A 12,201-nucleotide genomic window follows, 5' to 3' on the forward strand; every position below is an offset into this window, starting at 1 on the left:
GTTCTTGTTCACGAAAAAAGCCCTTGTCACCCATGCACGTGCAGCGTGCGGCTTTCCCGCAGTGCGGCAACGCGCTCGTCGCTCAGGCCCAGCAGGCTGCCGAGCAACGCGGGGCCGTCGCCGCCCAGCGCCGGCACGCTGTTGCGCGCATGCGCGGCGGTCCGGGCAAAGCGAAAGGCGGGGTTCGGAACCTGGAAAGGCCCCGAGCCGTCGTCGATGGTCTGGAATGCCTGGCGCTCCTGCAGCGGCGGCAGTTGCATCGCCTCGCGCACGGTGAAGTAGCGCGAACACGGCACGCCGGCCGCGTTCATGGCCGCCTCGCATTCGGCCGCGCTTTGCGGGCCGGCCCAGTCGTCCAGAAGTTGCATCAGCTCGCCCCAGTGGTGCTCGCGGTCCTGGCTGATGGCAAAGCGCGGATCGGTGATCCACTCCGGGTGCCCGGTGCCGCGCGCCAGCGCCTCGAAGTTGTTCTGGCTCACCGGCGCGATCAGCAGGAAACCGTCCCTGGCCTTCGTGGGGCGGTACAGCGGCCGGCGCCGCTCGGCCGGAAACTGCGCCTCCTGGCATTCGTACACCAGCATGCCGAGCATCGCATCCATCAGCGACAGGTCGACGTGGTCGCCCTCGCCCGTGCGCGCGGCGCGAAACAGCGCGCTCTGCACTGCCCCGAACGCCAGCGAGCCGCCCAGCACGTCGGCCACGAAGATGCCGTTCTTCAACGGCCGCTCCACATCGCCTTCCTGGTAGTCGAGGTTGGCCATGTCGTAGCCGCTGGCCGCATGCAACACCGGCGCGTAGGCGCTTCGGCCCGCCCAGTCGCCTTCCTGGCCGAAGCCCGAGATCGAGCAGTACACCAGCTTCGGGTTCAGCGCGGAGAGCGAGGCGTAGTCGAGCCCGAGCCGCTTCATGACGCCGGGACGGTAGTTCTCGACGACCACGTCGCACTTCGACACCATCTCGCGGATCAGCGCGATGGCTTCGGGCTTCTTGAGGTCGAGCGCCAGGCTCTTCTTGCCGGCGTTGAGTTGCGCGAAGTAGGTGCTTCTGCCTTCCCGGCGCGGGGCGCGCAGGCGGATGTAGTCGCCCTCGGGCGGTTCGACCTTGATGACCTCGGCACCGAGGTCGGCCATGAGCCGCGTGCAGTACGGGCCGGACATCATCGCGGTGAAGTCGAGGACGCGCACGCCGTCCAGGATGCCGGGCTTGGCGGCTGGGGTGTTGCTCATCGGGTGGCTTTCAGGCGAGGTTCGACTCGGACACGGCAAGCCCCGCGAGGCGGGACGCGCCGAGCGTATCGAGGTAGTCACCGTGGGTGCCCGCATCGCGGGCGTATCGCTTCAGGTACGCGGCGAAGGCTTCGTCGCTCACGCTGGCCTTCACGTACTCCTTCAGGTGGCGCTCGTCCGCGCGATACAGCGAGGGCGACGACGTGGGATGCGCGCCGTAGAGCGCCTCCACCACGGCATCGACCATCACGCTCGGCAGCTTGGTCAGGTGGTTCGAGCGGCGGATGGTGTCGCTCGACACGATGCGGTCGACCGAGACGATCACGTGGCGCGAAGCCTGCGCGAGCATGGCGTCGAAGAACGGCGTCGCCAGGTACTGCACGTTGCCGTATTCGTCGGCTTGCTGGGCATGCAGCAGGCACACGTCCGGCTTGATGGCGGCGGCGGCCAGCATCCTGCGCTCGCCGGGTTTCGACGGCAGGGGCCAATAGTGCTCGGGCGTGTGGCGCGGCAGGTCGGTGCCCAGGTCCGGAATGGCGGTCCACGGCATGTCGCAGATGCCGGCGCGCAGGCCGCCGGCAATGCCAGGGCCGTCGAGTTCGTACACCTTCAGCGTGCCGGCCTCGGCCTGGCGGCGAAAGTGCGGGGCCAGGCCGAACTGCTCGAAGCTGATGAACACGCAGGCGGTGCTGCGCGCGCAACCGGCGCCAATCAGCATGTCGGGGGCGATGGAGCCGGGCGCGGGGACCAGGTCGAGGTTGCGCACGCCCTTGCGGATGAGTGCACGCACCAGCGCCATCGGCTGTGCATTGAAGATCCAGCCGCCCAGGCCCACCCGGTCCCCGTCCTTGACGACCGCCACGGCCTCGTCCAGCGAAATCAGTTTGCTCTTGTTGCTCATGAGGCGCCTTGTCAGGGAAATTTGCGGCGAAGGGTGCCGCGGGTGTCGACGTGGGTGCGCAGGAGATGGAGCTCTTCTGCGGATGGCATCGCGGTGACGGGCGGCGTGCCGTCGACCCGCATCTCGAAACCTGTGGCGGCATGGATCTGTTCGAGCGTCACGCCCGGATGCACCGAGCGCACGCGCATGGCCTTGGAAACCGGCTCGAAGTCGAACACGCCCAGCGGCGACACCACCAGCTTCGGGCCGCCCGCGGGCAGGCCGGCCTCTTCGCGGGAGTTGCCGCCTTCCATGTGACCGGGGCCGCAGAGAAAGTCCACGCGGGGCACGAAGGCGCTCTTGTCATGGCGCGTGAGCGCCACGTAGAAGCGCTTGGCCAGCCCGCACAGTGCGCTGATGCCGACCGTGCCGGGGCCGCGCACTTTCGGCTTTGCCTGGTCGCCGACCACCACCGTGTTGATGTTGCCGAAACGGTCGACCTGCAGCGCCGACAGGATCGCGAAGTCGAAGAAGTGGATCTTCCAGTCGATGAAGTCGATCATGTTCGGAAGGTCCATCCAGGCCTCGGAAGACTCGATGTTCTCCGAGTCGGCGGTGGACAGCAGGTGGTTGCGCACCGGGTTGACCATGCCGCCGGGGCCCGATATCCACCACAGCCGCGGCGCCTGCATTTTTCGCGCGAGGTTGCAGGCGGCCAGCTGGATATCGGAGTTGGTTCCGATGATGACTTTTTCGCCGTCCTCGAAATCACGCGCCAGCAACACGGCGAGCAACTCTCCCGTCGAAGGCTTGTCGTTGTCTTGCGTCATAGAACCTATTTTTGGTTGAACCATTGCTAAATGCTAGAAATTCGGTCGCGCGCTGTCAAGCGGGATTGGCCTCGGGTCGGACAAAAAAAACCGCTCGCATTTCGGCGAGCGGTTGGCGATGGGCTGCTGGAACAGCTAGCGCGGCGTCTTCGCGGCTGGCTTGGCTGCGGGCTTGGATGCCGGCTTGGCGGTGGATTTGGCGGCCGGCCTGGCGCGCGTCTTCGCGGCGGCCGGCGCTGCCTCGGCCTCCTGCGCATCGCCGCCCTCGATCTTCGACAAGTAGCTGCGCTGCAGTCGCTTGAGGATGGATTCCATCTCCGCCACCGCGGCGTCCGAATCCCGTGCGGCAAGGTGCTTCAGGAAACGGCGGCGAGAGGGCAGCACGTAGGCGTTCTCGTAGTGGCCGACCTGGCCGATGAACTCCGCCAGCACGTTGAGCACGCCGTTCATCACGATCACCATGATCGGGTTACCCGTCATTCGCGCCAGGATGCGGTGGAACTCGAGATTGGTGGCGGCGCGCGCGGGAAAGTCGTCGTTGCGCGTGGCCTCCTCGGCCGCGTCGATGTTGCTGCTCAGCGCCTCGATGTCGGCCGGCGTGGCGCGCGCGCAGGCCTCGCGCACCAGGATCGACTCGAGCCAGATGCGCGCCTCGGTCAGTTGCTCGGGCTGGATGGCCCCCATGTGATACATGTCCATCAGGCCTGTGGCGATCGCGTCGCCACTGCGCCCGCTGATGAAGGCGCCGCCGGTAGCCCCCTTCTGCAGCCGGATGAGCCCGGCGTGCTCCAGCGAGCGAAGCGCCTCGCGCAGCGTGTTGCGCGACACGCCGAACTGCTCGGACAGCGCGCGCTCCGACGGCAGCCGAGTGCCGACCTTGAGCCGCCCCTGCGCCAGCTCGGTGCGTATCTGCTGGGCTATTTCCTCGAAGGCTCGCGCCGAGCGGATGACCTGGAACCTCGCGGCCGACACCGGCGCTGCGGCCTGCGGCTGCGTGGTTTGCGATTCTTTGGCGTTCATGTTGTTTCTCCCGGAGAACCCATAAAAAGTTGGACCTTTGAGCCAATGATAAATGCGCGGACTCGCACCGCCGAGCGTCCACTCCCCCGTCCTATAGATTAACAATGGTTGTACCATTGATGAATTTCAGGAGAATCCTACGATGCAGCACGACATGCCCAGTGACGAAGAACGCGCCATGCTGCGCGATTCGGTGCGAGGCTTCCTGTCCAGGCACTGGCCCTGCGCCAACGCCGTGGAATGGGCGAGGGACCCCGGACGCGTGAAAGAGGCGTGGCGCCAGCTCGCCGACCAGGGCCTGACCGCGCTCGGCAGCGATCGCAGCGAGGGCGGCCTGCGAGAGATCGTGATCACGATGGAGGAGATGGGCCGCGCCGCCTGCCCGGTGCCGCTGCATCACATCGCACTGCTCCATCTGGCCGCCCTGCGCACCGCGGCTGGCGACGAGCACGCGCTGCTCGAAGCGGCGCGCACCGGGCAGGCGCGCGTGGTACTGGCACTCGGCGCCTTCGACGGCGACCGCAGCGCGGGCAGCGCCACCCTGGCCGGCAGCAGCGTGACCGGCGAGCTTTCTTTCCTGGAGGCGGCGGACAGCGCCACCCATTTCGCAGTCGCTGTCTCGGGCACGGCGGCCGCCGCGGGCCTCGCGCTGGTCGACGCCGGCGCCCCTGGCGTGCGAATCGACGCCACGCCGGCCATGGGCGCCAGCGGCATGTGCCGCGTCACGCTGCGCGACGTGCCGGCCACGCTGCTCCCCGTATCGGCCCAGGCGCTGGACGACCTCCAGCTCATGAGCCGCCTGGCGCTGTGCGCGCGCGCCGAGGGCGCCGCCGCGCGCGCCTTCGAGATGGCGGTTGCGTATGCCGGCGAGCGCAAGCAGTTCGGCCGCCCGATCGGGAGCTTCCAGGCCATCCAGCACAAGCTCGCGAACAACCAGATCGCGCTGATGGGCGCGCAGCTCACGCTGGCCAATGCCGCGCGGCAGCACGATCTGGGCACCGGCAACTGGCGCGTCTTCGCGCACGCCGCCTGCGCCGTCGCCGGCGACACCCTTCGCCAGGTGGCGCTCGAGACCCAGCACACTTTCGGAGCCATCGGCTACAGCGAAGAGCACGAAGCGCCGCGGCATTTCAAGCAGGTCCATCTCGACGTCCTGCGCCACGGCGGCATGCGCCGTGCCAAGGAGGACCTTGCCGACTACTTCCTGGGCGAGGTGCCCCACGCGCTGCCCGAATACGACCTCGGGGTCCAGGGCAACGCCTTCCGCGAAGAGGTGCGCGCATGGCTGAAGGTGCATTGGTCGGGTGAACGCAAGGCAGCGCACGACCGCCTGGGATTCAAGCAGCGAGAGTACGACCGCGACTTCGCGCGCGACCTGGGGAAGACCGGCTGGATCGGACTGGGCTGGCCCGAGCGCTTCGGCGGCCAGGCGCGGGGTGCGTTCGAACAGCTCGCGTTCGTCGAGGAAATGGAGCGCGCCGAAGCGCCGCGTGCCGGCGCCCCCGTGCAGGCGGCCATGCTGCAGGTGCACGGCACGCCGGCGCAGCAGGAGCGCTACCTCCCGCAGATCCTGCGCGGCGAGGCCATCTACGGCATGGGATACAGCGAACCCGACTCAGGCTCCGACCTTGCCTCCATGCGCACGCGCGCCGTGCGCGACGGCGATCACTACGTCATCAATGGCCAGAAGATCTGGACCACCACCTATTGGGGCGAATACATGCTGCTGGCCACCCGCACCGACCCCGACGCCAGCCCACCGCACGCCGGGCTGAGCCTGTTCATCGTGCCGATGGACACGCCCGGCATCACCGTCAAGACCTCGACCACCATGTACGGCGGCAGTTTCGCCAACGTGTTCTACGACAACGTGCGCGTTCCCGCCGACGCGATGGTCGGCGAGCTGAACGGCGGCTGGAAGGTGCTGGTGGGTGCTCTGGCCACGGAGCGCGGCTTCATCGGCGGGGGCATCGTGATGAAGGTTGCGCACGCCTTCGAGCTGCTGTGCGACTACATCCGCGGCGCGCAGCTGGATGGGCGTGCGATGCGGCTGGATCCGCTGGTACGGGAACAGATCGGCAAACTGGCGTCGCAGATCGAGGTGGGGCGCCAGATGATGATGCATTGCGCCGAGCGTGTGGACGCCGGCGAAACACCGTTGCACGACGCGGCCGCCAGCAAGGTGTACTCGGGTGAACTGATGGAGCGCTTCGGCGAGGTGGCACTCGACATTCTCGGCATGGAAGGCACCTTGTCGGAAGGCAGTCCCGGCGCCCTGCTCCAGGGCCGCATCGAGCAGAACCTGCGCCATTCGCTGATGTGGGTGATCAGCATCGGCACCAACGAGATCCAGCGAACCTTGATCGCCCAGCGCGGGCTCGGCCTGCCCCGCTGAACCGGCTCAGCGCTGCGCCTTCTTGCGCTCCATGTCTTCCAGCAGGAGGTGCAGCGCAGTCAGGTGCTTGGCCAACGCCGCGCTGGCCTTGGCCGCATCGCGATCGCGCATGAGGCGCAGCACCTTGCGGCGCACCTGCACCACGTTGCTGTGCGGCGCCTGCAGCTGCGCGATGAGCCCGCGCAATATCTCCGACAGCGCGTCGATCAGCATCACGATCACCTCGTTGTGCGTCGCGCGGCCGATGAGCCGGTAGAACTCGGTGATCAGCGCGCTGTCGCGCACCGGCTTGCCTTGCCTGACCAGCTCCGCGAAGCGGTCGATGTCGGCCTCGATGGCCGCGAAATCTTCGTCGGTGGCGCGCTCGCAGGCCAGCTTGATCGCCAGGTCGCACAGCAGGATGCGCGCCTCGGTCACGTCGGACACCGGAACCTGGTTGAGGGCCACCATGTCGCGCACCGCCTGCGTGATGCCGTCGGGATGCGATTGCTTGATGTAGAAGCCGCCGTTGATGCCGGTCAGCGCCTCCACCATGCCCGCCATCTCGAGGCTTCGCAATGCCTCGCGCACGCCGCTGCGGCTCACGCCGAACTGCTCCGACAGTTCCTTTTCGCTGGGCAGCCTGTCACCCGCGGCGAGCTGGCCGTCCGCCAGCTGCTGGCGGATCTGGTCGCAGATGGCTTCGAATGCGCGGCGCATGCGCACGGGCGCAAAAACGGGGGTGGTTTCCGACATGGCTTTTTCCTCCTCTAGGTCACGAACGATGAAAGCGCTGGGCTCGGAGCCGACAGTGTGCCTGCCCGGGCAGGTGCGGATTGACCATTGTCGCAGAACTAATTATGGTTCAACCAATGCAAATCAAAGACAAACCAGGAGACATCCGATGAACCCAGCGCGCCGCCATACCCTCGCCACCGGCCTCGCCATCGCGGGGGCCGCCTCCCTGCCCTCGTTCGCCTGGGCCGACCCGGCCTATCCGAACAACGTCATCAAGTTCATCATCCCGACGGCGGCCGGCGGGGGGCACGACACCATGATGCGGGTCATCGGGCAGAAGCTCACCGAGGCCTGGGGCCAGCCGAGCATCGTCGAATCGAGGGCCGGCGCGAGCGGTGCCATTGCGGCCGCCACCGTGGCACGTGCCACACCCGACGGCTACACGCTGCTGGTCAACTACAGCGCGCTGATCAGCAACCTGGTGCTCCAACCCACCCAGACCTACAAAATGTCGGAGCTCGCGCCCATCAGCATGCTGGCGCTCACGCCCATTGCCATCGGGGTACGCGAATCGCTGAACATCAAGACGCTGAAGCAACTGGTGGACCTCGCCAGGAGCAAGCCCGGCAAGATTTCCTACGGCTCGTACGGACCCGGATCGGGCGGCAACTTCGTCGGCGAGTTGCTCAACATGACGGCGGGCATCGAGACGGTGCATGTGCCCTACAAGGGTGAAGCGCCCGCGCTGCAGGACCTCATCGGCGGCCAGATCGACACGGCAGTCGTGTCGCTGGGGGGCGTTTCCCGCTACCCCGGAAAAATCCGTGCGCTGGCAGTCGCAAGCCCGAGCCGGTTTCCGCTGTATCCCGACGTGCCGACCTTCGCGGAGGCCGGATACCCCGAGGTCGTGATGCCGGGTTTCGGCGCGCTGTTTGCACCGGCGGGCACACCGAAGGCGATCATCGACAAGCTCTCGACCGAGATGGCGCGCATCGTCAAGTTGCCTGACGTGGCTCCCAAGCTGCTCGAACTGGGCTTCGAGCCCGCAGGGTGGGGCCCGGCCAAGCTCTCGGCCTTTCTCGCCGAGCAGCTGGAGCTGACCAAGAAGCTGGTGGCTTCCGGTCGCATCAAGCTCTGAGCGTCATTCCAGAGCCCGCGCCGCCGGGCCACCGCCTCGCTCAGTCGACCCAGCGGCTCGCTTCGCCGAGGGTGGCGCGCGAGGTGCGGAACTGGTTCGCGGGGTGTGCCGCATCTTCGTAGCCGAAAGAAATTCCGCAGACCACCTGGCGATCTTCCGGAACGTCGAACCAGCGGTGCAGGAACTTCGCGCGCGAAGCGATGGCCGCCTGCGCAATGCTCGCGACGCCCCGCGCGCGGGCTGCCAGCATGAAGTTGCTCACGTATGCGCCGCAGTCGAGCACGCCGTAGGTGCCCAGAACCGCCTCGGTGGTGACCAGCGCCATGTGCGGCGCACCGAAGAAGCCGAAGTTCAACGCAGCCTGCCGTGCCGAGGCTTCGCGGTCGCCATGCGCGATGCCCACGCTTTCGTACAGCTGGAAGCCGCATTCCCGCCGCCGGTCGCGGTACACGCCGCGGTATTCGGCGGGGGGCGCGATGTCGAAGGACGGGTCGGCCGATGCCTCCGGGGTGGCCATGGCCAGGCGCAAGCGCTCGGTGGCGGCCGCGCTGGTCACCGCGATCTGCCAGGGCTGCGAGTTGCACCACGAGGCGGTGCGCTGCGCGGCCCGCAGGATGGCGTCGATCACCTCGCGCGGCACAGGCTCCGCGAGATAGCCGCGGCAGCTGTAGCGGGCGTCGAGCACGGCGTCGAAGGCGGCGGCCTGCGCGGCATTGGCGGCGTCGTGCGCATTCCTTGTCTCAGGGTCCATCGATAAAAACTCCTATGGTTGATCCATTCTAAAGGTTATTGATCTTCCAGCTTTACAGGCCCCGTTGCCGAAAGCTAGCATTGGTTCTACCAATTTGGTTCTCCAAAGTGGACACACCAGAACCAGGGCCCGTGTCCGCCCCGCACCTGCTCCATAAGGAATCTGCTTCCATGCTCTCCCACGAAGACAACGAAACCCTGGTCCGCGTCGGCGCCGGCACCCCGATGGGGCAACTGATGCGCCTCTACTGGATTCCCTTCCTGCCCAGCCGCGATCTCCAGGCCGACGGGCAGCCCCAGCGCGTGCGCCTGCTGGGCGAAGAGCTGCTGGCGTTTCGCGACAGCGAAGGCCGCGTCGGCCTGATCGACCATGCCTGCCCGCACCGCGGCGCGCCGCTGGTCTTCGGGCGCAACGAAGACTGCGGCGTGCGCTGCATCTACCACGGCTGGAAGTTCGGCGTGGACGGCCATGTGCTCGATACGCCGGCCGAGCCCGCGCAGAGCCGGTTGAAGGACACGGTCCAGATCAAGAACTACCCCTGCCGCGAGCGCAACGGCATCGCCTGGACCTACATGGGGCCCGACCGCGACAACCTGCCGCCGCTGCCCAACCTGGAGTGGAACCTGGTGCCTGAGGAGAACGTGTACGTGAGCTTCCGCGTGCAGGAGTGCAACTGGCTGCAGGCGGTGGAAGGCGAGATCGACTCGGCGCACGCCCCCATCCTGCACGGGCGCATCGACCAGCAGGGCGCCATCAGCGACTGGACCGCCAAGAAAGACCTGCGTCCCACCTTCGAATGCAAGCGGCAGGACTTCGGCATGAGCGTGGCTTCGAAGCGCGTGCTCGACGAGCGCACGCACTACTGGCGCGTGAACCAGTTCCTTCTGCCCTTCTACACGCTGGTACCGCCGCAGTCGCAGTACCCCGAGCTCAGCGGCCACGCCTGGGTGCCGCTGGACGATCACCACACGCTGTGCATCATGTTCTCGTACCACCCGACGCAGCCGTTCTACGAGAAGACCCGCAAGATCTTCGACAACGGCCACGCGGGCCGGGAGACCGGCCACCCGAGCGTCAACGCCTATGCGCCGCGCCCGCCCACCGAGCCCTACGCGAAGTACTGGACCAAATTCAACCTGCAGAGCGCGTTCCTCTTCAACTACGACGCGCAGACCAAGACGTGGTTCTCCGGCCTGCCCGGGTTGTGGGTGCAGGACGCGGCCTGCCAGTCGGGCGTCGCGCCGATCTACGACCGATCGAAAGAGCACCTGGGCATGAGCGACACCGGCATCGCCATGACGCGCCGGCTGCTGCTGGAAACCGTGCGCAACCTCTCGGTGCGCCAGCAGCGCCCGCCGCGCATCGAAGACCCCGACCTGCCGATGGTGCGCGCGGTGTCTCTCACACTGCCTGCCAGCGAGTCGTGGAACGATTCGGGGCGCGAGGCAATGACCGCGCGGCTGGGCGCCGACTTCGGCTACACGCCATGAACATGCCCGCTCCCATCGACCTGCGCCTGCGCCAGATCCGGCTGGAGGCGGAGGGCATCGCGTCGTACGAGTTCGTTTCGGCCAACGACTGCGCGCTGCCCGCCTTCACCGCCGGCGCGCACATCGACCTGCACCTGCCGCACGGCATGGTGCGCAGCTATTCGCTGGTCAACGCACCCTCCGACGGCGGCCGCTACGTGGTGGCGGTGCAGCGCGACGCCGAAGGCCAGGGCGGCTCTGCGTGGATGCACGCCACGCCGCGCGTGGGCGACCGCCTGCGCGCCACGCCGCCGAGCAACGACTTCGCCCTGGTGGAAGACGCGGCGCATTCCGTGTTCATCGCGGGCGGCATCGGCATCACCCCGATCATGTCGATGCTGCGCCGGCTGCGCGAACTCGGCCGGCCGTGGCGCCTGCACTACGCGAGCCGCTCGCCGCGCGAGACCGCCTACGCCGACGCACTGCGCGCCATGGCGGGCGACGGACGCGAGGTCGATTTCTGCTTCGGCTCTTCGCGCACTGACCGGCTCGACATCGCCGCCATCGTGCGCGAGGCGCCACAGGGCACGCACCTGTACTGCTGCGGCCCGGCGCGCATGATCGACGCCTTCCTCGCAGCCTGTGGTTCGCGGCCCGCGGCCACGGTGCACTTCGAGCGCTTCGCCGCCGCCAGCGAGGCGGCCACCGAAGGCGGCTATGACGTGGTGCTGGAGCGCAGCGGCCAGCGCCTTGCCGTGGCGCCGGGCAAGACCATTCTCGACACGCTGCTCGACCACGCCGTCGACGTTCCGTACGCCTGCACCGCCGGCGTGTGCGGCACCTGCCGCACCAAGGTGATCGCGGGCGAGCCCGACCATCGCGACGACTTCCTGAGCGCCGAGGAAAAGCAGGCCAACGACAGCATCATGATCTGCTGCTCCGGCGCGCGCTCGAAGACGCTGGTGCTCGACCTTTGAGCGGCAGGCACACCATGGCCACCAAGCTCGCCCACTCCGCCGATGCGCAGGAACCTGCCGGCAGCCACGCCGGCCAGGGCGCCATTGCCGGCATCCTGGCGTACCTGCGCGACCGCCGCCTGCAACCCGGCGACCGGCTGCCCTCGGAGCGCGACCTGGCCGAGCGCCTGGGCGTGGGCCGCAACGCCGTGCGCGAGGCGCTCGCCACGCTGGTCACGCTGCGCATCGTCGAGTCGCGGCCCAACTCGGGCATCTATCTGCGGCACGTGGAGCGCGAAGCCAGCTTCGAAGCGCTGGTGATGCTCACCGACATGGGCGGCACGCCCACACCGGTGGAGGTGGCGGAGACGATGGAAGTGCGCGGTCACCTGGAAGTGCTGGCCGCCGGCCTCGCCTGCCAGCGCCGCACCGACGCCGACCTGGAGTGCATGGAAGCCGTGCTGCGACGTACCGAAGAAGTGCTGTTGCAACACGGAAACATCGCCGCCGCCGACACCGAGTTCCATATCGCGCTGGTCGACGCCACGCACAACTCGGTGCTGGTGCGTGTACTGCATGCCTTCTACCGGTTCACGGGCGAGCGCCGCCAGGCCATGTTCGAGGACACGGCACAAGGCAAGGCCTCGCTGCGCGACCACCGCCGGCTGTTCGAGCACATCCGCGCAAGAGATTCGGCCAAAGCGCAGCTGCTCATCCTGCAGCACATGGGCCGCGCCCGCAGCTATTGGTCGACCGTGCTCGGCAACTGAATCGATCTGACCCGAACGGCCCACGCATTCACGAAAACAAGGAGACCTC

At 67.6% G+C, this 12,201-nt stretch carries 11 protein-coding genes; 5 read left to right on the forward strand and 6 right to left on the reverse strand.

From position 1 onward, the window contains the following. Window positions 1-26 precede the first annotated feature (26 nt). The 4 genes from WIX39_RS29505 to WIX39_RS29520 form a co-directional block, all read right to left on the reverse strand. Window positions 27-1,226 carry a CaiB/BaiF CoA transferase family protein gene (locus WIX39_RS29505; RefSeq protein WP_409196684.1) on the reverse strand — a complete coding sequence of 400 codons (1,200 nt, stop codon included), beginning with the start codon at window positions 1,224-1,226 and terminating at the stop codon, window positions 27-29. 10 nt (window positions 1,227-1,236) lie between these two features. Further along, window positions 1,237-2,127, reverse strand: coding sequence for a CoA transferase subunit A (locus WIX39_RS29510; protein ID WP_409196685.1), 891 nt, complete (start codon window positions 2,125-2,127; stop codon window positions 1,237-1,239). A gap of 11 nt (window positions 2,128-2,138) precedes the next feature. Then, window positions 2,139-2,936 (reverse strand): CoA-transferase subunit beta, encoded by a 798-nt coding sequence (locus WIX39_RS29515; RefSeq protein WP_285411173.1) that lies wholly within the window; start codon window positions 2,934-2,936, stop codon window positions 2,139-2,141. Between the two features lie 135 nt (window positions 2,937-3,071). After that, entirely contained in the window at window positions 3,072-3,956 is an 885-nt protein-coding gene (locus WIX39_RS29520) for a FadR/GntR family transcriptional regulator (protein WP_409196686.1), read from the reverse strand. A 154-nt stretch (window positions 3,957-4,110) separates the two neighbouring features. Between WIX39_RS29520 and WIX39_RS29525 the strand changes: the two genes are divergently transcribed. Beyond that, entirely contained in the window at window positions 4,111-6,351 is a 2,241-nt protein-coding gene (locus tag WIX39_RS29525; RefSeq protein ID WP_409196687.1) for an acyl-CoA dehydrogenase, read from the forward strand. A 6-nt stretch (window positions 6,352-6,357) separates the two neighbouring features. On the opposite strand, the gene WIX39_RS29530 is transcribed toward WIX39_RS29525, so the two are convergent. Then, window positions 6,358-7,086 (reverse strand): FadR/GntR family transcriptional regulator, encoded by a 729-nt coding sequence (locus WIX39_RS29530; RefSeq protein WP_106938179.1) that lies wholly within the window; start codon window positions 7,084-7,086, stop codon window positions 6,358-6,360. Window positions 7,087-7,234: 148 nt separating this feature from the next. Here WIX39_RS29530 and WIX39_RS29535 point away from each other — a divergent pair, with 148 nt between their 5' ends. Next, window positions 7,235-8,206, forward strand: a complete 972-nt coding sequence (locus WIX39_RS29535) for a Bug family tripartite tricarboxylate transporter substrate binding protein (RefSeq protein ID WP_172839873.1) — start codon at window positions 7,235-7,237, stop codon at window positions 8,204-8,206. A 40-nt stretch (window positions 8,207-8,246) separates the two neighbouring features. Here the strand turns inward: WIX39_RS29535 and WIX39_RS29540 are convergent, their stop codons facing one another. Further along, complete coding sequence (locus tag WIX39_RS29540; protein WP_409196688.1) at window positions 8,247-8,957, reverse strand: nitroreductase; 711 nt, start codon at window positions 8,955-8,957, stop codon at window positions 8,247-8,249. Window positions 8,958-9,127: 170 nt separating this feature from the next. Here WIX39_RS29540 and WIX39_RS29545 point away from each other — a divergent pair, with 170 nt between their 5' ends. From WIX39_RS29545 to WIX39_RS29555, 3 genes are read left to right on the forward strand one after another with little or no spacing between them, the layout of a single operon-like run. Further along, on the forward strand, window positions 9,128-10,447 hold the full coding sequence (locus tag WIX39_RS29545) for a Rieske 2Fe-2S domain-containing protein (protein WP_081268896.1): 1,320 nt from the start codon (window positions 9,128-9,130) through the stop codon (window positions 10,445-10,447). A gap of 2 nt (window positions 10,448-10,449) precedes the next feature. Beyond that, window positions 10,450-11,403, forward strand: a complete 954-nt coding sequence (locus WIX39_RS29550; RefSeq protein WP_409196689.1) for a PDR/VanB family oxidoreductase — start codon at window positions 10,450-10,452, stop codon at window positions 11,401-11,403. A 14-nt stretch (window positions 11,404-11,417) separates the two neighbouring features. Beyond that, window positions 11,418-12,152, forward strand: a complete 735-nt coding sequence (locus tag WIX39_RS29555; protein ID WP_409196690.1) for a FadR/GntR family transcriptional regulator — start codon at window positions 11,418-11,420, stop codon at window positions 12,150-12,152. The last annotated feature ends 49 nt before the right edge of the window (window positions 12,153-12,201 follow it).

Source organism: Variovorax sp. AB1(2024), from assembly GCF_037482385.2.
GTDB lineage: Bacteria > Pseudomonadota > Gammaproteobacteria > Burkholderiales > Burkholderiaceae_C > Variovorax.

What these genes read in the sequence shown, in the direction of transcription:
- WIX39_RS29555 (WP_409196690.1), top strand. Translation starts at nt 11,418, where the DNA reads ATGGCCACCAAGCTCGCCCACTCCGCCGATGCGCAGGAACCTGCCGGC.
- WIX39_RS29535 (WP_172839873.1), top strand. Translation starts at nt 7,235, where the DNA reads ATGAACCCAGCGCGCCGCCATACCCTCGCCACCGGCCTCGCCATCGCG.
- WIX39_RS29550 (WP_409196689.1), top strand. Translation starts at nt 10,450, where the DNA reads ATGCCCGCTCCCATCGACCTGCGCCTGCGCCAGATCCGGCTGGAGGCG.
- WIX39_RS29510 (WP_409196685.1), bottom strand. Translation starts at nt 2,127, where the DNA reads ATGAGCAACAAGAGCAAACTGATTTCGCTGGACGAGGCCGTGGCGGTC.
- WIX39_RS29530 (WP_106938179.1), bottom strand. Translation starts at nt 7,086, where the DNA reads ATGTCGGAAACCACCCCCGTTTTTGCGCCCGTGCGCATGCGCCGCGCA.
- WIX39_RS29520 (WP_409196686.1), bottom strand. Translation starts at nt 3,956, where the DNA reads ATGAACGCCAAAGAATCGCAAACCACGCAGCCGCAGGCCGCAGCGCCG.
- WIX39_RS29515 (WP_285411173.1), bottom strand. Translation starts at nt 2,936, where the DNA reads ATGACGCAAGACAACGACAAGCCTTCGACGGGAGAGTTGCTCGCCGTG.
- WIX39_RS29545 (WP_081268896.1), top strand. Translation starts at nt 9,128, where the DNA reads ATGCTCTCCCACGAAGACAACGAAACCCTGGTCCGCGTCGGCGCCGGC.
- WIX39_RS29505 (WP_409196684.1), bottom strand. Translation starts at nt 1,226, where the DNA reads ATGAGCAACACCCCAGCCGCCAAGCCCGGCATCCTGGACGGCGTGCGC.
- WIX39_RS29525 (WP_409196687.1), top strand. Translation starts at nt 4,111, where the DNA reads ATGCCCAGTGACGAAGAACGCGCCATGCTGCGCGATTCGGTGCGAGGC.
- WIX39_RS29540 (WP_409196688.1), bottom strand. Translation starts at nt 8,957, where the DNA reads ATGGACCCTGAGACAAGGAATGCGCACGACGCCGCCAATGCCGCGCAG.